A 24,872-nucleotide genomic window follows, 5' to 3' on the forward strand; every position below is an offset into this window, starting at 1 on the left:
TATCTACATGAAACGCAAGGGCATTATTCTGGCCGGGGGCTCCGGCACTCGCCTGCATCCGGTGACGCTGTCCATTTCCAAGCAGCTTTTACCGATATACGACAAGCCAATGATTTATTACCCGCTGGCCACGCTGATGCTGGCGGGCATCGATGAAATTCTGGTGATCTCGACGCCGCGCGATACGCCGCGTTTTGAAGAGCTGCTTGGAGATGGGCGCCAGTGGGGCATCAAAATCGAATATGCGGTTCAGCCTTCCCCGGATGGACTGGCCCAGGCGTTTATCATTGCAGAAGATTTTCTGGCAGGTGCCCCCAGTTGCCTGGTGCTTGGTGACAACATCTTTTACGGCCATGATTTTCAGCCGCTGCTGGACAGTGCCATGGTGCGTGAACAGGGCGCCAGCGTGTTTGCCTATCACGTCAAGGACCCCGAGCGTTACGGCGTGGTGGATTTTGATGCCGAGGGGCGTGCCACCTCTCTTGAGGAAAAGCCCGAAAAACCGAAGTCTTCATATGCCGTTACCGGTCTTTATTTCTATGACGGTGACGTGGTCGACATGGCCAAACAGCTCAAGCCTTCCGAGCGAGGCGAGCTGGAAATCACCGATATCAACCGGGCGTATCTTGAGCGCGGCGACTTGCACGTCGAGATAATGGGCCGCGGTTTTGCGTGGCTGGATACCGGCACCCATGAGTCATTGATGGAGGCGTCTCATTTTGTCGCCACGCTGGAACATCGACAGGGATTAAAGCTCTGCTGCCCGGAAGAGATTGCCTGGCGCAAGGGATGGATCGATACCGAGGCGCTTCTGGCACTGGCCACGCCACTGGCCAAGAATGGCTACGGACAATATTTGCAGCAGGTTGCTGAAGAAGGGGATCGGGTTTAATGAAAGTAACTGCGACTGAACTGCCTGAAGTTCTTGTGATCGAGCCAAAAGTGTTTGGTGATGAGCGTGGCTTTTTCATGGAAAGCTTCAACCTCAAGGCGTTTGAAGAGGCTACAGGCTGTCGCCGCACGTTCGTGCAGGACAATCATTCCCGTTCCCGGCGGGGCGTGCTTCGAGGTCTTCATTACCAGCTTGAGCAGCCGCAGGGCAAACTGGTTCGGGTAACGAAAGGACGGGTATTTGATGTGGCCGTCGATCTGCGCCGTTCTTCGCCTCGTTTTGGCCAGTGGGTGGGTGTAGAGCTTTCCGATGAAAACCATCGTCAGATGTGGGTGCCTGAAGGTTTCGGGCACGGCTTCATCGTGCTTTCCGAGCAGGCGGATTTTCTCTACAAGGCAACGGATTATTATCACCCTGCCTCAGAACGAGCCGTGCGTTTTGATGATCCCGAGATCAATGTTCAATGGCCTGATGTCGGTGAGCTGTCACTTTCTGACAAGGATTGCGCCGCACCGCTGCTGGCTCAGGCCGAGGTGTTCAAATGAGCACCGATAAACCTGATTATCTGATTCTGGGCGCCAACGGACAGGTTGGTCGTGAATTGACGCGTGCGATGCAACTGCTGGGTCGAGGCAGGGTGCTGGGCAGGGCGGAGTGTGATCTGTCCAAACCCGGTATGGCGGCATCCGTTATCAATGATCTGTGCCCGAAGATCGTCGTCAACGCTGCTGCCTGGACGGCCGTGGATCAGGCCGAGGAAATGGTGGATCAGGCGCGACGTATCAACGCCGACGCGGTGGCCGAAATTGCCAGGGCGTGTGTGCAACAAAATGCAGTACTGGTGCATTACTCAACGGATTATGTTTTCGCAGGCGCAGGTGATACCGCCTATCGCGTTGATGACGATGTCGCGCCTCAGTCCGTTTACGGTCAGACCAAGCTGGAAGGTGAGCGCGCCATTGCAGCGGCAGGGACGCGTGCATTGATCCTGCGGACAAGCTGGGTATATGCCGCCCACGGTCATAATTTCGTGCGTACCATGCTGCGTCTTGGCCGGGAGCGCGATCACCTGAAAGTGATCAATGACCAGATTGGCGCGCCTACCTGGGCGGCCACCATCGCAGATGCGACGGCATTGGCCCTTCATGGCTGGCGACAGCGAGACTGGGATGAGCGTGATGCAGGCCTTTATCATCTGACATCATCGGGAGCTGTCAGTTGGCATGGCCTTGCCGTGGCCGTGTTCGAGGAAGCGGCGGCACTGGGCCTCATGGAGCCTTCGCAGATACCGCATGTCGAGGCCATTCCTTCCAGCGATTACCCGCAACCGGCGCCGCGTCCGGGCAATTCACGTCTTGATACCTCGGTTTTTGAAGATACCTTTGGTCTTCGTTTGCCTTGCTGGCGGGATGCCTTGCGTACCTGCCTGAGGTCTTTCAAGGACTGATCGCATTGCTGCGCGCGCGCCATGGATGCCCTCTGGCGCGCGTGGCCGGTATTGCTGAATGCCGGGACATTCAACGGTTGTGGCCACGATGGCGCAGCTATGCTCATTAGCGTCTTCTGCCGATCGAGACCGTCATGTCAAATTCTCTCCCTAACGCTGCTGACCCACTGATCCCCGTCATTCTTTCCGGCGGGTCGGGTACTCGACTCTGGCCGGTATCCCGCCATGATTATCCCAAGCAGTTTTTGCCCCTGATGGATGCCGAGCACTCCCTGCTCCAGCAGACACTTCTGCGCCTTGAAGGTCTGAAAAACGTCAGTGATCCCATTATGGTCTGTAACGAGGCGCATCGTTTTCTGGTCGCCGAACAGCTGCGCCAGCTTGATGTGGCCCATGGCGGCATCGTGCTGGAACCCGTAGGGCGCAATACGGCCCCGGCGATTGCGCTGGCCGCGTTTCAGGCGCTGGAGGCCCATGACGATGCGCTGCTGTTGATCATGCCGGCCGATCACGTCATCAAAAATGTTCCGGTGTTTCATCAGGCGCTTGAGAAAGGCCGGGCCATGGCGGCACACGGGAGACTGGTGACCTTCGGCATTGCGCCAACCTCGCCTCATACCGGCTACGGCTATATTCGTGCGGGCCAGCCGGTTGAGGAGGGCTTCACGATCGATGCCTTTGTGGAAAAGCCGGATGGCGAGACGGCGCAGTCTTATCTTTCGCAGGGCGGGTATTACTGGAACAGTGGCATGTTCATGTTCAGTGCACAGACCTGTCTGGCGGCACTTGAACAGCATGCACCAGAGGTATTGAACGCCGTTAAAAGCGCCTGGCAAACGCGTCAGGGCGATCTGGATTTTACCCGGGTCGATCAGGCGGCCTTCGAGCAGAGCCCGGATATTTCGATCGATTATGCCGTCATGGAGCATACCAAACAGGGCGTGGTGCTGCCGCTGGAGAGTCCGTGGAGCGATATTGGCGCCTGGGATGCGGTATTTGAGGCGCGCACCGATGAGCGTGACGATCATGGCAACGTCTCGATCGGCGATGTATTGCTCCATGACACCACGGACAGTTTTGTCATGAGCCAGTCGCGGCTGGTTGCCACGCTCGGGCTTGCCAATATCGTGGCCATTGAAACCGAGGATGCCATTCTGCTGGCGGATCGGAGCCGCATGCAGGACCTTAAACATGTGGTGGCAAGGCTTGAAAGCGAGGGGCGTACGGAAAGCCGAGCCCACTGTCGCGTTCATCGACCGTGGGGCTGGTATCGCACCATGGTTCGAGAGCCCGGCTTTCAGGTCAAGGAGATCATGGTGACACCGGGCGCGGCCCTGTCACTGCAGATGCATCATCACCGCGCCGAGCACTGGGTAGTGGTTCAGGGTACCGCGAAAGTGACCCGAGCCGATCGGGATGATCCGGAAATGACCTCACTGCGATCGATGCTGGTGACCGAGGATGAGTCCATCTATCTGCCGCTGGGAACGGTGCACCGGTTGGAAAACCCCGGCAGAATACCCCTGAAACTGATCGAGGTGCAGACCGGTCACTACCTCGATGAAGATGACATCGTGCGCTTTGAAGACAGATATAATCGAAGCGTTGATGGATAAGATGACATGACGCTTGATACACCGCGTTTTTTGTAGTCGGTTTTAATGAGTGGCGATGAATGAACAGGTTTGGGCGATTTGGTTTTTGGGAGTTTGATCAGGCGTGGTATACGCCCGGGTATTACAAGGCCGTAGGGGTCCTGTTTTTCCTGCTGTACGTTTTTTTTCAGGTGTTATGGGCGCCGGCCGGTAATGTTGGAGAAACAGCTTCGGCTTTATTGGGGTTGGTTGCCCTTTTTATATTCGGTAAGGGGTTACGCAATTCTGGCGCGATCTGGTTATTGTTGGCAGCAGTGGCAGTGCAGGGTGTTTCGTGGATATTAATGCATCAATATCGACCGGAGTGGGTGCCTGATAACCCACAGTTTGATCGACTGGCCAAGTTGTTCATTTTTATCGCGGTGGCCTGGTGGCTTGGGGGGAGTACGCGTAATACCCTGGTGGTATGGCTAATGGCAGCCATTGGTTTCATTGCAGCAACCTTTATATATGGACAGGGGATCGATAACTGGGTTGACGGTGTTTTACACGGAAAGCGCACCGGTTTTGGCATTAGAAACGATCAACATGCTTCCATGTTTTACGGTGTATGTGCTCTTGGCTTTATTGCGTTTTCAAAAAGATTTATTTGCCGACCCACATTGGTGATATGGCGTCTTCTTGTTTGGGTTTTTCTTGTTGGCTTGATATTTCTGGCCTTGTTGATCGGACAGACAAGGGCCATATGGATTGCGACCACACTTTCTTTACTGGTGATGCTGGTGTTCTGGGCGACCTGGTACATACGTCAGGGAGATATAGGAAAAGTATTCAGGAATATACTTGCAGGTTTTTTTCTGATCGCTTTTGTTCTGGGAAGTGTTGGCTGGCTTTTCGGCGATACGCTCATCAAAAGAGGGTTAACGGAACAAAGTGTCGTCACCGAAATTGCCCAGGGGGATATAAGTCATATTCCCTACAGTAGCATTGGCATTCGCATACATTCTTGGGTAGCTGCCAGTGAATGGATCGCGCAGCGCCCCTTTACCGGATGGGGGCCATGGGGCCGTGGACTGGTTATCGATCATACCTCGTGGCTGCCCGACCTTGTGAAGGACAACTTTGGCCATTTGCATAATTTCTTTATTGAAATATGGGTGGCTTATGGGGTGATGGGGCTGCTTTTGATTGCGGCGCTTGCAGTATGGATTGGGCGTGCGGCATGGCGAGCATGGCGAGGGGGAGCGCTCCCCAACGATATGGCGCTTTTTTCCATATGCTTTTTTGTGTATTGGATGATCGTCAATCAAATTGAATCTTATATGTCATTCTGGACCGGTGTTTACGTTTTCAACCTTGTGGTGGGGGGAGTGGTTACTCATTACTGGCGATGGAAGCTGCAAATAAAAGCCGATGCCGAAAGCAGGGATAACCCCGACGTTTTCTCTGAAGAATATGAAATAAAGAGTGCGGCGCTTTAATCATGCGTACCCTGATTGTGGTAAGAAGCCTGAAAATGGGTGGCATGGAAAGGGTGGCCGTCAATCTGGCCGATGCCTTTGCCGATGAAGGTCATGAAAGCCATCTTCTGGTGTTTCGCCGGCGCAAACAGGGGCTTTCGCCTGCAAACCCGGCGGTCAAAACGCATCACTTTCCGTTGCGCTGGTGGTTGCGTCTGACCGGCATCGGGCTATTTATCGAGCTTGTCTCACGGCTGTTGCTGAACCCGTTGATCCGGCGGTCCCATTTTGTCTGGACGGGCTATCTGGGCGGGTACCTTTTCAAGGTGTGGCTTAAATATTTTGAGCGCCGTCATGGTCGGTTGGATCGCATCATCTTTCGAGGCATCGGGTCCTTTGAAATGGTCTGGACCTTCCATGATGAGCGCGCCAGATTCGTGCTGGAAAATACGCTGCCTCAGGATGTGAATGCTCGTCAGTACCAGCTGTTTTCACGCTGTCTGTTTCACAAAAAGCATCTGGTGGCGGTCTCGGGAGGCGTAAAGGCGTCGATCGAAGAGTCGCAGGCTGTGTGGAAGTTCACGCCTGCCTCGGTATCCGTGATCGTGAATCCCTGCCCGATAAAGCAGATTCGCCATCTTATGGATGAAGAGTGCCCGGATATTCCGGAAGGCAACTTTATCGTCAATGTGGCGCGTCTTGTGCCGCAAAAGGATCAGGCGCTGTTGCTGCGAGCCTATGCCATATCAAATCTGCAGGAAAAGCTGGTCATGGTCGGTTCAGGGCCGCTGGAAAGTGATCTGAAACGGCTGGCGTGTGAGCTTGGAATCGAGGGCAGGGTGATTTTTGCCGGCAACAAGAACAATCCATATCCCTTTATGAAACATGCTCGCCTGCTGGTTCTGAGCTCGCGTGTGGAAGGTATGGGAATTGTGTTGTTCGAAGCACTGGCCTGCGGAACGCCAGTCGTTTCGGTCGACTGCAGGGGCGGTATACGTGAAATCCTCAAGGGGGAGCTTGAAGATTCAATTGCCGCCAGAAATGAAACAGCGCTGGCAGAAAAGCTGAAAGAAAAGGTGTCGGGTGATAAACCGACAATCAGGGAGGTCTGGTTGAAGGACTTTTTACCCGCCCAGGTGGTTCGTCGGTTTTTGGCGCCGGGGGACTGACCTTCCAGAGTTGTATAAAAAACGGCACCCGAATAGGGTGCCGTTTTTTTACATCACTATAAAGATATTCAGAGGTTGGCAGTCGTTTCAGCGCTGTCGTCGCCATCAGCGGCCTGTTCGCTGCCGGCTTCCTGGCCGCGGGCACGGGCCTTGAGGGCTTCAATGCGCTCGACGTTTTCCGGGGTGGGCTGGGTGTCACCCAGTTCCAGAACGCTGCTGGTGTAGGCACGAATCTCGTTGGTGAGCTGTTCGTTACCATCAAGCGTCAGTCCATAGGAGGGGATCATGCGCTTGAGCTTTTCCTGCCACTGGCTTGATGCCAGCTGTTCGGGGAAGACCTGCTCCATCAGGCCCAGCATGATGGAGGGCGCCGTGGAGGCCCCCGGGGAGGCGCCCAGCAGCGCCGACATGGTGCCGTCTTCGGAGGCCACGACTTCGGTACCGAACTGCAACACGGAGCCCTTGACCGGGTCCTTCTTGATGATCTGAACGCGCTGGCCGGCGTCGATCAGTTTCCAGTCTTCTCGTTTGGCGTTCGGGTAGTAGGCCTGGAGCGCTTCGAAGCGATCCTCTTCCGACAGCATGACCTGACCGACCAGGTATTTGACCAGGCTGAAGTTATCCAGCCCGACTTTCATCATCGGCAGGGTGTTGCTGGTGGTCATGGAGCCGAACAGATCCGTCCATTCGCCGTTTTTCAGAAACTTCGTCGAGAAGTTGGCAAACGGTCCGAACAGGATACGCTGCTGGCCGTCCAGTTTACGGCTGTCCAGGTGCGGCACTGACATCGGGGGCGAACCGCTCGCGGCCAGTCCATAGGCCTTGGCATGGTGGCGGTGCACGATGTCGGGATTGCTGGTCACCAGAAACTGACCGCCAACCGGGAACCCGGCGTAGATCTTCCCTTCGGGAATACCGGACTTCTGCAGCAGGGGCAGGGCAGCACCGCCGGCGCCAATGAAGACGTGACGTGCATTGATGCTGTGCTCGGCGCCATTGTCGTTCAAGTCCGCCCAGGTGACTTTCCAGCTGCCGTCATCGTTGCGTTCAAGGTCCCGCACTTCACTGCCGGTGCTCAGGCTGAAATTGTCATGCTGTTCTGACAGGGCACTGATGAGCTGGCGCGTCACCTCCCCCCATTCGGCATCGGTGCCGGCTTTCATGCGGGTGGCGGCGACCTTCTGGGCGGGGTCACGGCCTTCCATCATCAGCGGCGCCCATTCACGGATAACCTCGGGGTCTTCCGAGTACTCCATGGCCTTGTAGAGGCTGCTTTGCTGCATGCCTTCGTAGCGCTTGCGCAGGAAGTCGATGTTGTCATCGCCCCAGACAAAGCTGACGTGCGGCGTGTTGTTGAGAAACGAGCCGGGATCATGCATGACGCCATTGAGCACCTGATAGGACAGAAACTGTCGGGTGATCTCAAAGGCCTGCGTGATTTTGGGCGGGCGGGAAACATCAACGCTGCCATCGTCACGCTGTGGGGTGTAGTTCATTTCCGCAAAGGCGGAGTGACCGGTGCCGGCATTGTTCCAGCCGTTGGAGCTTTCCTCGGCGACATGGTCAAGGCGCTCATACATGTTGACCTTCCAGTCAGGCTGAAGCTCTTCCAGGAAGGTGCCCAGGGTGGCGCTCATGATGCCGCCGCCAATCAGGGCAACATCGATGGTCTTGCTGTTCTCTTCAGCCATCGCCATGCCTGAAAACATGCAGAGATTCAGGCACAGCGCCGCTGTCAGTTGTTTCGTCATGAAGTGTTGTCTCGACTTGCAGGATTGGGCCTGCCAGCAACGGCAAGCCACCCATGGCGACCTGTGAAAGGAAACAATGGGCAGGAAGAATACGCAAAAGAAGTGCGGCACTTTAACGCAGGTTGTCCCGACAAGGCGTTTATGGACTTATAAAAAATGTGAAACGGTTTTATTTATTTTAAAAAATAAAGATATGGAAAATCAGGCCGAGGGCGTTGAAAGGAACAGGCAAGCGCGTTGTTGGAAAAAGAAAAATCCGCAAAATGCGGATTCAGGCGTGCTCTTCTTGACCGGAAAATTCACGTCTTTTCAAAAGTTGATAAGCAGACGTGTTTATTGAAGCCCCGTTTATTCAGATTCCGTTTTTTTGAATCCCTGCTTTCTGAAAGCCCGACAGGTCACGGATTAAAGGGCTGTCCATTCGTGTCTGGCCTGGCGTGCCGATGAGGCGCCATATTCGTCGTCGTTGGCACTGTCATCACTGGCGCGCGGTTTTGCAGCTCCAACGATAATCAGGGCGTGTTCATCGCCTGTTGGGCGCATTGCCATTTGAGCGGTGCGCCCGAAGCTGCTGGCCAGCCATAGACTGATACCGCACCAGACCACCATTGCCACTGCCATTGTCATCAACAAGGAAGCCATGAGCATTCTCCTGTGTGGGGTGTTGGCAGTGATGATGGCAAGCTGACATGACGCCAGGACGTCAGGCAGATGACACTTCGGTGAAGACTGTGCCGAAAAGCGCAGCGTGGTGGTGGTTGCCATCGGCGCTGTTTGGATACCGCTCAAAGCCGAACAATGAAGGGCCACGACCTTTCAGGGCTGATGGCATGACGATTCAACCTCTTTTGAACTGCCTTTTTTATCAATGCGTTAGGTAATGGTTTAATTATTTTTCGTTTAGTGGTGTCATTCTGTTTTAAACAATGGCATCCATTGGTATTGCTCAATTGGTAAACCCCTCATCCTCTGGTTCAGCAGAGGGTATGGGAGGGTTGCCTTTCTTTTGGCACAAACGGGTTAAAGGAACTGATAAGACCCCTGATGCTGCCGGCTTATTTGCGCGATTAGGCCGCAAATCTGCACATATTGTTACTCAATGTTGCCTCATATTTCTCCTCGTTCACATTTACCGCATTAGACGGTGGAGACAGGGAAAATGAGTCAGGCAACCATTGCACTTCTTATCATATTGTTCCTTGGCAGCGGCGTTGCCTGGTGGAACGGCAACCGGCACGACAGCCACCATGGCGGCCATTCCGGCTATCATCAGGGTGGCGGTCATGGTGGCGGCAACGGCAGTGGCGGTGGCGGTATCCATTTCCCTGATCCGCAGCAGTGTTCCTGATCAGGGACTGTTTATCAGGGACTATTGATCAGAGACTGTTTCAAAGAATTCATCGTGACGGATGCCGTAGCCAACGCCTGAGCATCGGTTACAGTAAAGGGCCCATCGCACTGCGATGGGCCCTTTGCGTATAAGGGGTCTGGCAACGGTCTTTATCCAGCTTTCCCTGCCATTCCTGTCAGGTGGTTATGACACGATATGGTGTGTTCAAGCGCAAAGCGGCTATTCTGAGGCTCTTGTCGCCAATAACGGCCTTTCCTTATAGAGCGGGTGCCATGACATCATCACAACAACAAGCGCTGCTGGTGTTTACGGATCTGGATGGCTCGCTGCTTGACCATGCCACCTACGACTATACGCCCGCCATGGCCTGGCTTGAGCGGCTCAGGGAAGACTCTGTTCCGCTGATCATCAATACCAGCAAGACCGCGGCAGAAGTCGTGGTACTGCATCAGGCGCTTGGGCTTGATGCGCCCTTTATTACTGAAAACGGTGCCTCGATCCATTTGCCGGCCTCATGGTGTCTGGATGAAACGCCTGATGAGCGTGGCTGGGCGGATATCGTGCTGGGAGAATCCTATCGCCGAATTCGCAGCGTACTGGAAGCCGTCAGGGCCACGGAAGGGTTCAAATTCCGTGGCTTTGGCGATTTCAGTATCGAGGAGGTGGCCGACCATACCGGCCTTGATGCCAGTGATGCCGAGCTTGCCCATCTTCGAGAAGCATCCGAGCCTCTGGTCTGGGAAGATACGGATGAGGCACTGGAGCGTTTTCGTCTGTTGTTGATCGGCGCCGGGCTGACAACGACCCGGGGCGGCCGCTTTTATCATGTGCTGGGCGATAACAGTGGCAAGGGTCGTGCGATTGCCTGGCTGGTGGATCGCTATCACCTTCTCAAGGGGCAGCGGCCCCTGACGCTGGGGCTGGGGGATGGCCCCAATGATGTGCCAATGCTGGAAAGCGTTGACCGGGCGGTGCTGATTCGCGGTGAGCATGATGTCCCGATCAGTGTCGCCGAGACTGTCCAACTCTATACAACAACACAAAAGGGCCCGGCAGGATGGTCGGAAGGTCTTGATCACTGGCTGGGCTGACAGCGACAGGAGAGAGACGCCATGAGCGATTTTTATCAAAACGGCATCATTACCAACTTTCACAACCTCACGCGGCGCCCGCTTGAAGCACTGGAGAGCGACCTGCTGGGCTTTTCAAAGCGCCGTCCGATGGGGCTGATTCTGCCCTCGCTGTTTTCCGAACTGGAAGGTCCGGCGCTTACGCGCATTATCGATCAGCTCTCGCAGGTCGAATATTTAAGTGAAATCATTATCGGGCTGGATCGCGCCGATCGGGATCAGTTTCTCTACGCCAGAGAATTCTTTTCCCGCCTGCCCCAGCGTCATCGCATTCTCTGGAACGATGGCCCGCGCCTGAAGGCGCTGGATGAAGAGCTTGCGGCCGAGTCGCTTTCCCCGCAGGCACCGGGCAAGGGTCGTAACGTCTGGTTTTGCTCGGGGTATGCCATTTCGTCAGGCCGCGCTGAAGCGATCGCCCTGCATGACTGTGATATCACCACCTATGACCGCTCGATGCTGGCGCGCCTGCTCTACCCGGTGGCCAATCCGCATTTCAACTACGAGTTCTGCAAGGGCTATTACGCCCGCATCGCCGAGGGCAAGCTCAATGGCCGCGTCGGGCGGCTGATGGTAACGCCGCTGTTGCGCGCGCTGAAAAAGATTCACGGACCGCTGGATTATCTGAACTACCTCGACAGCTATCGCTATCCGCTGTCGGGGGAATTCGCCATGCGCGCTGATGTGTTAAACGATATCCGCATTCCCAGCGACTGGGGGCTCGAAATTGGCGTGCTCTCCGAGGTGCACCGCAACTACTCCACCAAGCGGCTGTGCCAGGTCGACATTGCCGACAACTATGACCACAAGCATCAGCCGCTCTCACCGGAAGACGCCTCGACCGGCCTCTACCGCATGAGCACCGACATTGCCAAGGCGCTTTATCGCAAGCTGGCAACGCTGGGCGTCACCATGAGCGAGGCGCACTTTCGAACGCTCAAGGCCACCTACTACCGTACCGCGCTCGATATCATCGAGAACTACTACCACGATGCGATGATGAACGGCCTCAAGGTCGATCGTCACAGCGAGGAGCAGGCCGTGGAGCTGTTCGCCCAGAGCATCATGGAGGCCGGCGTTGCCTTTCTTGAAAGCCCGCGCGACAAGCCTTTCATTCCGAGCTGGAGCCGAGTGCAGTCCGCGTTCCCCGATATGCTCGGGCGCATGTATGACGCCGTCGAAGCCGACAACGCTGGCGACGTCTAGCGTTACATTTACATACACAGCCGTGCCTGCCTCGTGCGGGCATTGTCATGTTGCTGTCATGCGTTCTGCTCAGGATGCCCTGTGCCCATTAACGGGCAGCCGCAGCAAGCGATGGTGGTGCCAAAAAAAGCCGAGGTAAGCATGGCAGTATCCAGGGATAGGGAGCCTAACGATCTGCAGCAGGCGCTGAAGGTCTGTCAGCGCTCTTTTATATCGGTGGGCGGCTTCAGCATGTGCATCAATCTTTTGATGCTGGTGCCGCCGCTTTACATGCTGCAGGTCTACGACCGGGTCATCACGACGCGCAGTGTCGACACCCTGATCATGCTCACGCTGATCGTGATGTTTCTGTTTCTGGTCATGGGCGGACTTGAGCTGGTGCGTTCCCGCATTCTGGTACGCACCGGCAATCGGCTGGAAACCCTGACCAATACGCGCATTTACAGAGCCATGTTTCGCCGCAGCCTGCTGCGTGGCGGGCACCAGACGGCGCAGCCACTGAGCGATCTCACCACGCTGCGTCAGTTTCTCACCGGCAACGGGCTTTTTGCCTTTTTTGACGCCCCCTGGATGCCGATCTACATCGGCGTACTTTTCTTGTTCAACGTCTGGTTTGGCGTTTTTGCTATCGCGGCGGGACTGATACTGCTGGCACTGGCCGTGACCAACGAGCGCGCCACGCGCAAACTGCTGGCCGATGCCGGCAGCGATCAGATTCAGGCCCAGGCGCTGGCCAACGCCAACCTGCGCAATGCCGAAGTGCTGCACGCCATGGGCATGCTCTCCGGCATTCAGGCGCGCTGGGCGCAGCGCCATCATGATTATCTGGTGCGCCAGTCCCGCGCCAGCGACCGTGCCGGAACGCTGGCCAATCTTTCCAAAGTGCTGCGACTGGCCTTTCAGTCCCTGATCCTGGGGCTGGGCGCCTGGCTGGTGCTACAGGGTACCCTGACCCCCGGCATGATGATCGCAGGCTCCATTCTGATGGGGCGGGCGCTGGCGCCCATCGATCAAATGATCGGGGCATGGAAGGGCTTTGTCAGTGCTCGCTCGGCACGCCAGCGTCTGGAAGGGCTGCTGGAAGAAGTGCCCGCCGATCGCGAGAAAATGTCACTGCCCGAGCCCCGGGGTGATATCCGCGTTGAAGGGGTTTCGGCGGCGCCGCCGGGCGTGCGTCTGCCGACCCTTCGAAACCTCAACTTTACGCTGGCACGCGGGGAGCAGGTCGGGGTCATTGGCCCCAGTGCGTCGGGCAAGTCAACCCTGGCGCGGGTGCTGCTGGGCATCTGGCCCCCTCAGGTGGGCACGGTACGCCTTGACGGGGTAGATGTGTCCCAATGGCCGCGTGAGGAGCTGGGCCCGCATATCGGCTATCTGCCGCAGGATATCGAGCTCTTCGATGGCACCATCAGCGACAACATCGCTCGTCTGGGGGCTGTCGATGCCGAGGAGGTAGTTGAAGCCGCCCGTATGGCAGGCGTTCACGAGATGATCCTGCAGCAGCCGCAGGGGTATGACACGCCCATTTCGTCCGGCGGCGGGGCGCTTTCCGGCGGGCAGCGCCAGCGTATTGGCCTGGCGCGGGCCCTTTACGGGCGTCCGGTACTGGTCGTGCTGGATGAGCCCAATGCCAGTCTGGATGACAGCGGCGAGCGCGCCTTGATTCAGGCGCTGGCTCGACTGCGGGAGATGAAAACGACCGTTCTTGTCATCTCGCACCGACCCGCCACACTCAAGGCCGTGGACAAGCTGCTGGTCATGAAGGAAGGGCAGATCGGCGCCTTCGGTCCGCGTGACCAGGTCGTGGCCCACCTTCAGTCACAAAAGAGGGGTACCGTCCGCCCCATGACCTCTCCCGGGATGGCCGAGGGCACACCGACAGCAGCGGCAGGAAACAAATGAGCACCTCATCCAGCGCGACGGCTTCTCCCTCGACAACCGCCAGCACTTCGCTACCCACCAGCGATCTTGGTGCCCGCCGCGCGGGCATTGCGATCGTGCTGGTCGCCTTTGGCATCTTTGGCGGCTGGGCGATGCTGGCCAATCTGGCGGTGGCGGTTGTGGCCACCGGCACCGTCTCGGTGGAATCCTTTAAAAAGACTGTCCAGCATCTGGAAGGCGGCATCGTCTCGCAGATCAATGTGGACGACGGTGACCACGTTGAAGCCGGCGACGTGCTGATGGTGCTGGACGCCACGCAGGCGCGTTCCCAATACGCCATTGCCCGTACCAGCTGGTTCATTGCCAGCGCGCAGGAAGCCCGGTTGATGGCCGAACAGCAGCAGTTGGACCAGCTTGAGTTCCCTCGGGCGTTGATCGATATGGCGCAGGAAAAAGCGCGCCTGCAGCAGGTGCTCGATGTGCAGCGCAGCCTGTTTTTGTCGCGACGCCAGGCACTGCAGGGAGAGCTTGACGGTCTTGATGAGCAGAATCAGCAGTTTCGTGAGCAGATCGCCGGTCTTCAGCAGACCATGAGCATCAATGGCCGTCGCGTTGGCTCGCTCCGCGACGAAGCCGATGACTATCGGGCGCTGTTTCGGGAGGGGCTTGGCAACAATCAGCGTGTGCGTGAGCTTGAGCGTCAGAGAATGCAGCTCGATGCAGACAACGCTTCGTCAAAGGCAGAGATTGCCCAGCTGCGCTCACGGATCAGCGAAAACCGCGTCAGGATGGAGACGCGGCGGCAGTCCTGGCAGCAGGAGGTAGGAGAGGCGCTGCGTCAGGCGCAGTCCGAGATCAGCGACAGCGCCGAGCGCATGACGGCGCTGTCCGATCAGATCCGTCGCACCGAGCTGCGTTCACCGGTTGCCGGTACCGTGGTCGGTCTCGAAACGCACACCCTTGGTGCCGTGCTCGAGCCGGGCAAGCCGGTGATGAGCATTGTTCCCAATGCACAAGGGTTTTTGATCGACACCCGCATTGCCGCCCAGGACATCGACAATATCCATGTGGGCCAGCCTGCCGAGATCCGCTTTAGCGCCTTTAATCAGCGTCGCTCCCGCGTGGTGGAAGGGACGCTGGTCAACGTCTCCGCCGACAGTTTCCAGGATGAATCCACCGGTGAGTCCTATTACCGCGGCCGGGTACGGGTCTCGGAGGCCGGGCAGGAGAGCATGAGCGGCGAGGAGATGCAGCTGCTCTCCGGAATGCCGGCAGAGGTCATGCTACGTACCGGTGAAAAGACTTTGATGGGTTATGTCATGCAGCCGGTGACCGACATGCTGGCTCGCGCCATGCGACAGGATTGATGGATGATCATGATAGACCGTGCTTCTCATCAGCCCCTTCTTGTCAGCGTATGGTTCTCAAGCGCCCTGCTGTTGAGTGCGGCGTGGCTGCCGGCGGTGGCGCTGGCCGAGCCGCAGGCGCCTGAAAACACTGCCATCGAACCGTTGACAATGTATGGTCCGGTACAGGCCGGCATTGGCCAGCTACCCGGCGTGCGAGGCGAAAACGCCTCGGAGCAGGCCATCGTGCCGTCACTACCGGCGCTTTATGCCCATGCGCGCGATCATGATGCCGAGCTGCGCCGCCAGACGCTTGACGCCGAGGCGACCGGGCTTGAAACGACGCGCGCGCGGGCCGGCCTGCTGCCGGCGATCGATCTGACGTACTCCGCGGGTTACACCGATAGTGACAACTACTACTCCGAGGGTGCCGACTCCTGCGAGGAAAATCCGCAGACCGGTGAACTGCTGGGGGGAGAGGATTTTCAAGCGCGCTGCCGCGGCCACTCCACTGATACCACGGCGCAGCTACAGCTCACTCAGCCGCTGTTTTCCATGGAGCGCTGGCGCTCGCTTGCTCAGTCGCGCCAGCAGGTGCAGGCCGCGCAGCTGCAGCTGGCCGTCGCCGAGCAGCAGCTGGCGCTGGAAACGGCCGAAGCCTACATGAACGGCTTTTACAGTGCCCAGCAAAAGCGGCTTCTGTTCGGCAAGCAGCGCTCTCTGGAGCTTCAGGTAAGGCAGGCCCAGCGTGCCTATGAGCTGGGCATCGGTGATCGTATTGACCTGCTGGCGGCCCGTTCGAGATTGGATCAGGCCGGGTCCGAGATCGCCGTAGCCGACAATCAGTATGCCGATGCCATTGCGCGGCTCGAACGTCTGACTGGTCAGACGCCGGACTTTACCCGGTTCGCCCTTGAAGAGCTTTCCGAAGCGCAGTGGCCGGCACCCGAGGCGCTTGAGTACTTCGAAACGGATATCAGTGACAACGTGCAGGTGCGCCTGGCGGTGCAGCAGCTGGCCGTGGCCGATGCCGCGCGTGCCGTGCGCCAGGCCGGTTATTATCCCGAGGTGTCACTGAATCTGTCATGGACGGACCGCAACAGCGACGATCCCTATCGTGAAAGCAAAGACCGCGCCGCCGTGATTCAGGCCCGTATGAACCTGTATCAGGGCGGCGCTACCCGCGCCGAAGTGCGCCAGGCGGATCTGCGTCGTCAGGCCCAGGGGGCAGACGTACAGCAGCAAAAACGGCTGGCACTGGAAGAGATCCGGCGGCGTCATCGCAGTATCGAAGGCGATCTCTCTCGCCTGAAGGCGCTGTCCCAGTCGATCCGCTCCAGCCAGCTGTACCTGGAGGCCGCCGATCGCGGCGCGGCGCTGGGGCTGCGAGATCTTGTCGATGTGCTGGATGCCCGTGCCGATCTTTATGATCAGCGCATTCAGTATGTCGATGCCTTTCGTCAACTGCTGTTGGATCGGCTCAACCTGCAGGCCGCCGCCGGGCCGCTGGCAAGCGAGGACATGACGGAGACCATGACCATGATCGGACGCATTATCGGCCCGCCGCGCGATGACACGCCGCTGCCGGTTGGTGCTTGAATATCCTCGTGAGCGTTATTCAGTTTGGTAAGCAGGGCTTACATTTCGTTGCCATTCATTGCGAATTTGAACGCTATGGTCATCTTGATGCAGGCAAATCGTCATGAGTGATGGGCGAGCATAACCGGGCGGGTGGATCAGTGCCCGGGCCTTGAACTCCAGACCCTGTCTTTCGGACGGCGTCACTGAATACGTCATCCGGGCCCTGTCATGGAGAAGGTCACTCTCACCAAAGCGCGCATGGCCCGGTTTCGGGCACATAACGACTCAGGAGAATGACGATGTTCGGCTACAGCAACGGCATGTACGGCAGCACCGGTTCACTGTATGGCAGCAACGCGATGACCATGAATGGCGCGTCGTCCGCCATGTTTTCTCCCTTTCAGTCCCTGTCACCGCTATCAGGCCTGTGGTCCGGCAACGACACGCCCTGGGCAGCCGAGCCGGCGCTGGTGCCGGCCTTTCTGGATGCCACAGCCTCCATTCTGGACGGTTATAGTCAGGCGCTGGGACAGCTGAGCGAAGCCTTTCGCGATGTGCTGGACACGCAGGATGGAATGCCGGGCCAGTCGCCTGACGTGCCGGATCAGTCACCCGATATGCCCGAGCCTGAAGTGCCCGCCAACGATGATATGGCGCAAAACGTCATCTTCATGGTGCCGGACGGCTTTGGCACCGACTATTCCACGGCCTTTCGTACCTTCAAGGGCGGCGAAGAGCTGCCGGCCTGGGAAGCAGAAGACATGCTGACCGGTGCCATTAAAACGCACTCTGCCAATTCGCTGATTACCGATTCCGCTGCCGCGGGCACGGCCTTTGCAACGGGTCAGAAAACCGACAATGGCATGATTTCCCAGTCGCCGGACGGTCAGGACCTGGAGTCGATCGTGGATCTGGCGCAGGCGGCAGGAAAGTCCACCGGGGTGGTCTCGACGTCTTCGGTCACCCACGCCACGCCTGCCGTGTTCGGCGCCAACGTCGAAGATCGTAACGACGCCACTACCATTGCCCAGCAGTTTATCGATAACGATCAGCTCGATGTCATGCTCGGCGGCGGTCTGCAGTATTTCACCTCCGAGGAGCAGGGTGGTATGGCCAGCAGCGACCTGCTGGCCCAGGCCGAGTCACAGGGCTACACCTTTGTGGGCAATGCGACCGATCTGGACAGTGTGGAAGGGGATCGTCTGCTGGGACTGTTTGCCGATGACGGCATGGATACCAGCTATGGCGAAAGCGGTGACGATCAGCCAACGCTTGCCCAGATGACCCAGACCGCGCTGGACGCACTGTCACAAAATGAAAATGGCTTTTTCATGATGGTCGAAGGCAGCCAGATTGACTGGGCCGGTCATGCCAACGATGCCGGCTGGGCCATGAATGATGCGCTGGCCTTTGAAGATGCCGTGAAGACGGCCCAGCAGTTCTCCGAGGAGAACCCGGATACGCTGATCGTGATTGCCCCGGATCATGAAACCGGCGGCATGTCGGCGCAGTCCACCCTGGACAACAACGCCTCGATCTATCAGAGCTTCACCGGCACCTATGAGCAGATGTACGTTGAGGCCAGTGATCGCATCGAGGCGGCCGGCATGAGTGCTGATGATGCCGGTGCTGCCTGGGTCATGCAGGGCGCGGTGGCTGAAATGACCGGCGGTGAGGTATTCCTCTCCGAAGACGAGCTGACGGCGGTTCTGTCGGCCGAGGATGCCGACGCAGGTCTCGAAGCGCTGACCCAGACGCTCAATGAGTACGGCGGCATTACCTTCAGCTCTGGTAATCATACGGCTGAAAACGTGCCGCTTTACGCTCAGGGGCCGGGTTCCGACATCTTTGCCGGGCTGCTGGACAACACCGAAGTCGGTCAGGGCCTGGCCGCAGCCATGGGTCTTGAGTTCTCCGATCTGCCCGCCGCCGAGGTCATGGGCGTGGATACTCAGATGCAGGGCAGCGAGCTGGCGGTCGCCTGATCACAGCTTATCAAGCCGGTGACCCTGATCAGAGCGCCGGTTTGAAACGATGGATCGCGACAGCAACAACGCTCGATTCAGGATAGGTTCGATCTCAAGGACAATAAAAAAGACAACAATAAAGGGCGCCGTCATGGCGCCCTTTTTCATGGCTGCGAATCCGGCCTCGGGGATTAGAACCCGGCGGCCTGCTGTGCCTCGCTGCCCGGGTCAATGCCGATGATGATCGGGTCGTGATCCGAAGCGCGAAAGGGGGCGTCACTGTAGAGGGAGTCGATCTGCTCCGGGCTTTTGAACTCGGTGTTGTAGTCCAGCGCTGTCGGTTCATCGGCGTTGATGTGCCAGGTGGTGGTGCCGGTGACCTGATCCCTCATCGAAGCACTGGCGAGCGCGTGATCCAGCGAGCCCCACTGGCCGTCATAGCTGTAGGAGTAGTCGTCATCCAGCAGCGTATAGCCCTCGTTGATGAGGGTGGTGATGGGGTCTTCCATGGCATAGCTGTTGAGATCGCCGATGATCAGTACATCACTGTCGCCGCTGTCGGTCGGGTCGGTCCCGATCCAGGCGGCCAGCTGTTCGGCAGCCTCGACCCGGGTCGGGTTGTTGTTGCCCTGACCGTCACCGATCGCGTTTTCACCGTTGATCACGCTGCCCTTGGACTTGAAGTGGTTGACCGCCACCGAGAAGGTCTCGCCGCTGTCGTTGTCCTGAAAGGTCTGCAGCATGGGGGCTCGATTGCCGGTGGTGAACGCGCCGCTGGTGTTGATGGCGGCCTCACCGTCGGGGGTCACGCTTTCGGGTTGATAGATCAGGCCCACGGCGATGGCGTCGCTGCCGGGGGAGACCACGTTGCCGTCAATGTCGCGGGGGATAATGAAGTCCCACTGTGCCTCACTCCGGGCGTTGAGCGCCTCGACCAGTCCGGCGATCGAGCTGTTCTCGCCATAGCCATCGTTGGCCACTTCCATGAGACCGGCGATATCGGCGTCGCTATCCACAATGGCATTAACCAGCTTGTCCTGCTGGCGGGCCAGCTCCTGCTCGGTATTGGCCCCGCGCGGGCTGTGCTCGGTGCCTTCTGGGGTAGTGATTTGATTGCCGGATTGATCCAGCGTCTCGAAGTAGTTTAATACGTTGAAGGAGGCGACCTTGAGCGGTGCGTCATTCAGCGCCTGGGCATCGGGATGCTCGGGGCGTGCATTGGTCGGCTGGAAGTCGAGGCCGTCATTGTTCTGGAGGCGCCACTGTTGAAAGGCGAAGTCGAGCACGCCAGTGGCGCTCTCCAGCGTATCGCCGCCGCGCAGGGTATTGTCCGCCGAGAGGGGCTCGCCGCCGCGACCGAACAGGATTTCTTCAGGATTTTGAGCGCTGCTGGCATCGTCAATGATGATCGAGCGGCTCTCGATCCGGTCCAGCCACTGCTGGTAGCCGGCCTGATCCGGTGCGTTGACCTCGGTGAACTGTGCCAGCCGCCCGCCGCTTGAGAGGGTGACGCTGCCATAGCGTCCCAGCTCAAAGGTATCGGAGACTGTCAGCGGCTCGCCGTTTTCGCCTTGCATGTTCACGCGCATGCTTTCAAACGCGGCCAGGCTTGATTTGTCATCAATCGGCAGGCTGATGCTGGTGGCAGAAGGCAGCGGCTGATCCTGGCCGGTGACTTCCAGGGCAACGATGTCGCTGAGCTGTGTCTTGCCCTGATACTCCTCGACGGTGCCGGAAAGGTGCAGCCGGTCGCCTGCGTTGAAGTCGGCAAAGCGCTCATCGTCAGGCAGGTAGACAAAGATGCCCTCGGAGGTGGTCTCGTCATTGTCGCGGTCGGCGTCCTCTTCCTGCAGGAAAAAGCCGTCGAGGCCGTCGCGGGCATCCAGCGTCACGATCGCCTCGACGCTCACCGTCTCGCCGGCGCGTTGGCTGCTCATGCCACTGCCCTGAATAGTGGAAATCAGCTCTACGGGAGGTAGATCCATATCGTCTCCGGGGTTGTCGGGCGTGTTGTCACTCGGTGTCTCACTGTCCGGCAGGTCGTCAGGCGCGTCGCCACTGCCGGTATCGTCACCGCCCAGGCCGTCGAAGTTGTCCTGAGGGTATGGCTGCCACTGGGACGCCTCAAAGCGATCGCTGCCTTCGGTGACGGTCTCGTCGCGGCGCAGGGTGACATCGCTGGCGACATCACTGTCATCGCCGATGGTGCCGACGATGTCCAGTATTTCCCCATCGGGGCCGGTCAAAACGACGGCGTCGTTGCCATTGAAGTTGATCACGCTGCTGGTGGCATCGCTGCGATCCAGCAGGGCCTGGTCGGCGCGGGCGTTGGCCAGTACCAGCGTCTCACTGGCGGCCAGCGTGCCATATTGCCCCAGATCCATCGCTGAAGTGGCGTCGGTATTGCCATTGGCATAAAGCGCGAGGCGGTAGCCTTCCAGCGACAGGTCGCTGCCGCCGCGGTTGGTCAGCTCGATCGCCTTGTTGTAGCCGCTGCCTTCGACATATTCGGACACGAGCAGTGTGCCCGCAGTGGCCGGTGGTTGCTCTGGTGTCTCGGGGTAAAACCTGTCTGTGATGCTGTCGAGCAGGCTATCAAGGCGCGAGCGCAGAGACTCGAATGGTGAAAGCCACTGCCCGGTCCAGCTCGTCATGTTACCGAGGCCGTGAGCGAGCTGCTGAGACTCCTGGTGAAAGCTCCAGGGCGAGGCGATCGGTGAGAAAAATGACATGGGGCGTCCTTGCAGAATGTTGTCGGTTGTCATGGCCCGGGCTGGCATGAACAGGGCTGGCATGAACAGACGCCGGGCATCCTCCATTCTGAGCGGTGCTTGTTGCAGCCCGGTGAAGCGGGTGTTACCGCCGACCCCGGGCTAGTCCTGACTGACCAGCCAGCAGCTGCGATAGGGCTTGAGTACGGGCGACTCAAGGTCAGGATCAATACGCCCGAGAAGATCACGCCAGTGATGATTGGCCCAGGCTTCGGGCAGATTCAGGGGGTGCGACTGATCCGTCACGTTGTGCACGGCCAGAAGCCGCCGTCCGTCGGGCAGCGGGCCGCGCAGGAAGGCGAAAAGGTGCGGGCCCAGATCGATGATTTTCTGCGGCACGTCGGGGTGAAAGCAGGGCTCCTGACGGCGGGTTTTCAGTCGCAGGGTCAGCGCCTCAAAGACGATATGCGTGGGCGTGCTGTAAGCCTCCAGCAGCGGCTCCAGCGCTTCTCGCTGCCAGCGCTTGCGGTTGATCGCCCGCAGTCGGCCGGTGCGGGTCACGCCTTCGTGGTCGTTGAGCGTGGCCAGCAAACTGTGGAAGTAGACCGCCGGAATCCCCTGAAGGCCCAGCATGATGGTCTGGGAACAGATGAAACGGGCGACCTGCCACGGGTCGGCGCCGCGCCGTGTCCCCTTGAGCGCGTCGAAATAGGTGATGTTGATCTCGTAGGGCGAGTCCTGGCCATCGGGGTCGGTCTTCATGCTGATGAAGCCACCAAAGCGCTGCATCAGTTCCAGCAGGGCATCGATATCATGGCGGGGCAAAAGACCTTCGAGCGCCCTGACTCCGACGCCGTCGTGGCTGGCGGTAAAGTTGAGGTAGGTGCATCCGGCCGGCAGCGGCGGCAGGGTGGCGGCCCATTCGGTCAGGGCCCGGGCATTGCCGGTCGTCAGGGTGTGCAGCAACAGCGGCGGCAGGGTGAACTGATAGATGATGTGCGCTTCATCACCGTGGCCGAAATAGCTCAGATTTTCATGATGCGGCACGTTGGTCTCGGTCAGAAGCAGCGCTCCGGGGGCCACACGTTCCATGATGGCGCGCAAAAGCCGCACGATGGCATGGGTCTGAGGCAGGTGAATGCAGCTTGTGCCCAGTTCTTTCCAGAGATAGGCGATGGCATCGAGTCGAATCAGGCGTGCGCCCTGGCTCAGGTAGTAGAGCAGCACACCGACCATCTCGACAAGCACATCGGGATTGGCAAAATTGAGATCGATCTGGTCTTCGGAGAAGGTCGCCCAGACATGCTGCATGCCTCGTCGAGTTGAGACCGGTGCCAGCAGCGGCGTATTGCGCGGTCGGGTAACGGATCTGACGTCGGTCTGTTCCGGCAGCTCAATGAAGTAGTCACGTCCGGGCAGCGTGTCGGAGAGATAGTCGATAAACCACAGCGACTCTCGCGAAACATGGTTGATGACCAGGTCAAACATCAGATTGAAGCGCCCGGCCAGATGGCGCACCTGAGGCCAGTCTCCCACGGCGGGGCTGACCTTTCGATAATGGATGACCGAAAAGCCGTCATCACTGCTCCAGGTGAAAAAGGGCAGGAGATGGACGGCACTGAAGGTGTCTTCAAGGTGCTCGCGCATGAAGCGCTCCAGCACTTCCAGCGGGACACTGTCCTCACCTTCAATGATGCTGTCACCGTAGGTGATCATCATCTGTGTCTGCTCGCTCCAGAGCCTGCGCGGCTCGGACGCCATGTCCGTTTGATGATGGGCGATCAGCTGTTCCAGACGCTGCAGAATGGCAGGCGCCTGCGGCCCATAGACAAACGTCAGTTCGGCGCCGGCACGGGCGTGAAAGTCATCGCGGGACAGCGCTACAACCTGGGGGGCGGCAGACATGGCAGGACTCCGGAATCTATTATTGTAGGTTCTTATCAAAGCGCCTGGAGCGTGGAAATTCAAACTGTATTGGTTTGAACGAATGTTAAGGCTTAATTATCAGCTTGCGCTGATGTAAAAGCTGATCAACACTTGCCGCTGTCGAAGGAGGGGAGTATTCCCTTGCGGGGCGCGGCGCCTGTTATCAGGCCTGCGTTTTTCTACAGCGGTGTCGTCATCACGGTGAACTGTCGCTATCAGGCAGTTGCCCGGTGCCGCTGGTCCGGTCATGTTGTCACGGGAGTACGTGGCCAATGCCGGGCGGAAGAGACCTCCGGTAAATCACCTTTGCCGGAGAACCAGGGCATGCACGTTCCTGTCTGGGTATGGGGAGCCACCATTGCGGGCTTCGCTGCCATGTTTTTGTTTGATTTCTTCTCTCATGTGCGCAAGCCGCACGCCCCGACCATGCGCGAGTCAGCTCTGTGGTCCGTGTTCTATATCAGCCTTGCGGCCATTTTCGGGGCCGGTCTCTGGATGATGTGGGGTCATGATCACGGGGTGGAGTATTTCGCCGGCTTTATTACCGAAAAGAGTCTGTCGGTCGATAACCTGTTTGTCTTCGCCATCATCATGGCCAAATTTGCCGTGCCTCGTATCTATCAACAGAAAGCTCTGCTGATCGGCATCATCATGGCGCTGGTCATGCGCGGTATTTTCATCGCTGTCGGGGCGGCGGCCATCAATCAGTTCAGCTGGGTCTTTTATATCTTCGGGCTGTTTCTGCTCTATACCGCCTTCAAACTGGCGATCGAGAGTGCGCAGCATAAAGAACAGGGTGCCGATGATTTTGAGCCCAATGCGCTGGTCAAGTTTGCTCAGCGCCATCTGCCGGTGACCGATGAGTTCCATGAGCAGAAGTTGATCGCTCGCGAAAATGGCAAACGTGTTGTCACGCCGCTGTTTCTGGTGGTGCTGACGCTGGGCGTGACCGACCTGCTGTTTGCGCTGGATTCGATTCCGGCCATCTATGGACTGACCCAGGAACCCTACATTGTCTTTACGACCAACGCCTTTGCGCTGCTGGGGCTTTTGCAGCTCTATTTCCTGTTGGGTGGACTGCTGGACCGGCTGGTGTATCTGGGCTTCGGGCTGTCGCTGATTCTGGCCTTTATCGGCGTGAAGCTGGTGATGCATGCCATGGTCGAGAACACGTTGCCCTTTATCAACAACGGTCAGCCGCTTGATTGGGTGCCGCATATTTCAACCGTGCTGTCCCTGTCTGTCATTATCGGCATTTTGGTGGTGACCACCGTGGCCAGCCTCCTGAAAAGCCGTCATGACCGGCGTCGTGACAAGTCTATTGATACGACCAGCTAACTCCTGACAGTGATTGAAAAATGTATGGCTGTGATCGAATGGCCATAAAAAAACGTCGCCCCGCAATTGCGGGGCGACGTTTTTGATTCGGTGCTCGGCTAGTGCCTGGTCATCCGTTCTATCC

At 58.2% G+C, this 24,872-nt stretch carries 19 protein-coding genes; 15 read left to right on the forward strand and 4 right to left on the reverse strand.

What is annotated here, in order from left to right:
- The first annotated feature begins 7 nt into the window (after window positions 1-7).
- The 6 genes from rfbA to ACUN8C_RS04350 all read left to right on the forward strand — a co-directional run bounded on the left by rfbA (window position 8) and on the right by ACUN8C_RS04350 (window position 6,563).
- Complete coding sequence (gene rfbA, locus ACUN8C_RS04325; RefSeq protein ID WP_445621072.1) at window positions 8-892, forward strand: glucose-1-phosphate thymidylyltransferase RfbA; 885 nt, start codon at window positions 8-10, stop codon at window positions 890-892.
- Complete coding sequence (rfbC, locus tag ACUN8C_RS04330) at window positions 892-1,437, forward strand: dTDP-4-dehydrorhamnose 3,5-epimerase (protein WP_445621073.1); 546 nt, start codon at window positions 892-894, stop codon at window positions 1,435-1,437. Before rfbA ends, rfbC begins: the two co-directional genes overlap by 1 nt.
- Entirely contained in the window at window positions 1,434-2,339 is a 906-nt protein-coding gene (gene rfbD, locus ACUN8C_RS04335) for a dTDP-4-dehydrorhamnose reductase (RefSeq protein WP_445621074.1), read from the forward strand. The genes rfbC and rfbD overlap by 4 nt, the downstream gene beginning before the upstream one ends.
- 134 nt (window positions 2,340-2,473) lie before the next feature.
- The gene (locus tag ACUN8C_RS04340; protein WP_445621075.1) at window positions 2,474-3,955 is read left to right on the forward strand and encodes a mannose-1-phosphate guanylyltransferase/mannose-6-phosphate isomerase; all 1,482 of its coding nucleotides are present in this window, start codon (window positions 2,474-2,476) and stop codon (window positions 3,953-3,955) included.
- A 59-nt stretch (window positions 3,956-4,014) separates the two neighbouring features.
- Complete coding sequence (locus tag ACUN8C_RS04345; protein WP_445621076.1) at window positions 4,015-5,415, forward strand: O-antigen ligase family protein; 1,401 nt, start codon at window positions 4,015-4,017, stop codon at window positions 5,413-5,415.
- A gap of 2 nt (window positions 5,416-5,417) precedes the next feature.
- A complete protein-coding gene (locus ACUN8C_RS04350; RefSeq protein WP_445621077.1) occupies window positions 5,418-6,563 on the forward strand; it encodes a glycosyltransferase in 1,146 nt (381 codons plus the stop codon).
- Window positions 6,564-6,631: 68 nt separating this feature from the next.
- On the opposite strand, the gene mqo is transcribed toward ACUN8C_RS04350, so the two are convergent.
- On the reverse strand, window positions 6,632-8,314 hold the full coding sequence (gene mqo / locus ACUN8C_RS04355; protein ID WP_445621078.1) for a malate dehydrogenase (quinone): 1,683 nt from the start codon (window positions 8,312-8,314) through the stop codon (window positions 6,632-6,634).
- 76 nt (window positions 8,315-8,390) lie between these two features.
- Between mqo and ACUN8C_RS04360 the strand changes: the two genes are divergently transcribed.
- A complete protein-coding gene (locus tag ACUN8C_RS04360) occupies window positions 8,391-8,654 on the forward strand; it encodes a hypothetical protein (RefSeq protein ID WP_445621079.1) in 264 nt (87 codons plus the stop codon).
- Between the two features lie 65 nt (window positions 8,655-8,719).
- Here ACUN8C_RS04360 and ACUN8C_RS04365 read toward each other — a convergent pair whose 3' ends face one another.
- A complete protein-coding gene (locus ACUN8C_RS04365) occupies window positions 8,720-8,956 on the reverse strand; it encodes a hypothetical protein (RefSeq protein WP_445621080.1) in 237 nt (78 codons plus the stop codon).
- Window positions 8,957-9,473: 517 nt separating this feature from the next.
- Between ACUN8C_RS04365 and ACUN8C_RS04370 the strand changes: the two genes are divergently transcribed.
- From ACUN8C_RS04370 to ACUN8C_RS04400, 7 genes are all read left to right on the forward strand, one after another.
- Complete coding sequence (locus ACUN8C_RS04370; RefSeq protein WP_445621081.1) at window positions 9,474-9,662, forward strand: hypothetical protein; 189 nt, start codon at window positions 9,474-9,476, stop codon at window positions 9,660-9,662.
- Window positions 9,663-9,937: 275 nt separating this feature from the next.
- On the forward strand, window positions 9,938-10,756 hold the full coding sequence (locus ACUN8C_RS04375) for an HAD-IIB family hydrolase (protein ID WP_445621082.1): 819 nt from the start codon (window positions 9,938-9,940) through the stop codon (window positions 10,754-10,756).
- 21 nt (window positions 10,757-10,777) lie between these two features.
- Window positions 10,778-11,998: a glycosyl transferase gene (locus ACUN8C_RS04380; RefSeq protein ID WP_445621083.1), complete on the forward strand. Its 1,221-nt coding sequence runs from the start codon at window positions 10,778-10,780 to the stop codon at window positions 11,996-11,998.
- 141 nt (window positions 11,999-12,139) lie between these two features.
- Window positions 12,140-13,900: a type I secretion system permease/ATPase gene (locus ACUN8C_RS04385; protein WP_445621084.1), complete on the forward strand. Its 1,761-nt coding sequence runs from the start codon at window positions 12,140-12,142 to the stop codon at window positions 13,898-13,900.
- A complete protein-coding gene (locus tag ACUN8C_RS04390) occupies window positions 13,897-15,246 on the forward strand; it encodes an HlyD family type I secretion periplasmic adaptor subunit (protein WP_445621085.1) in 1,350 nt (449 codons plus the stop codon). The genes ACUN8C_RS04385 and ACUN8C_RS04390 overlap by 4 nt, the downstream gene beginning before the upstream one ends.
- Window positions 15,247-15,249: 3 nt before the next feature.
- Entirely contained in the window at window positions 15,250-16,824 is a 1,575-nt protein-coding gene (locus ACUN8C_RS04395; protein WP_445621086.1) for a TolC family protein, read from the forward strand.
- A gap of 281 nt (window positions 16,825-17,105) precedes the next feature.
- The gene (locus ACUN8C_RS04400; RefSeq protein WP_445621087.1) at window positions 17,106-18,791 is read left to right on the forward strand and encodes an alkaline phosphatase; all 1,686 of its coding nucleotides are present in this window, start codon (window positions 17,106-17,108) and stop codon (window positions 18,789-18,791) included.
- Window positions 18,792-18,964: 173 nt separating this feature from the next.
- Here ACUN8C_RS04400 and ACUN8C_RS04405 read toward each other — a convergent pair whose 3' ends face one another.
- On the reverse strand, window positions 18,965-21,505 hold the full coding sequence (locus ACUN8C_RS04405; RefSeq protein ID WP_445621088.1) for an ExeM/NucH family extracellular endonuclease: 2,541 nt from the start codon (window positions 21,503-21,505) through the stop codon (window positions 18,965-18,967).
- A gap of 141 nt (window positions 21,506-21,646) precedes the next feature.
- A complete protein-coding gene (locus tag ACUN8C_RS04410) occupies window positions 21,647-23,389 on the reverse strand; it encodes a sugar phosphorylase (protein WP_445621089.1) in 1,743 nt (580 codons plus the stop codon).
- Between the two features lie 345 nt (window positions 23,390-23,734).
- Between ACUN8C_RS04410 and ACUN8C_RS04415 the strand changes: the two genes are divergently transcribed.
- Window positions 23,735-24,748: a TerC family protein gene (locus tag ACUN8C_RS04415; RefSeq protein WP_445621090.1), complete on the forward strand. Its 1,014-nt coding sequence runs from the start codon at window positions 23,735-23,737 to the stop codon at window positions 24,746-24,748.
- Window positions 24,749-24,872: the final 124 nt, after the last annotated feature.

The organism is Kushneria sp. Sum13, assembly GCF_052692355.1.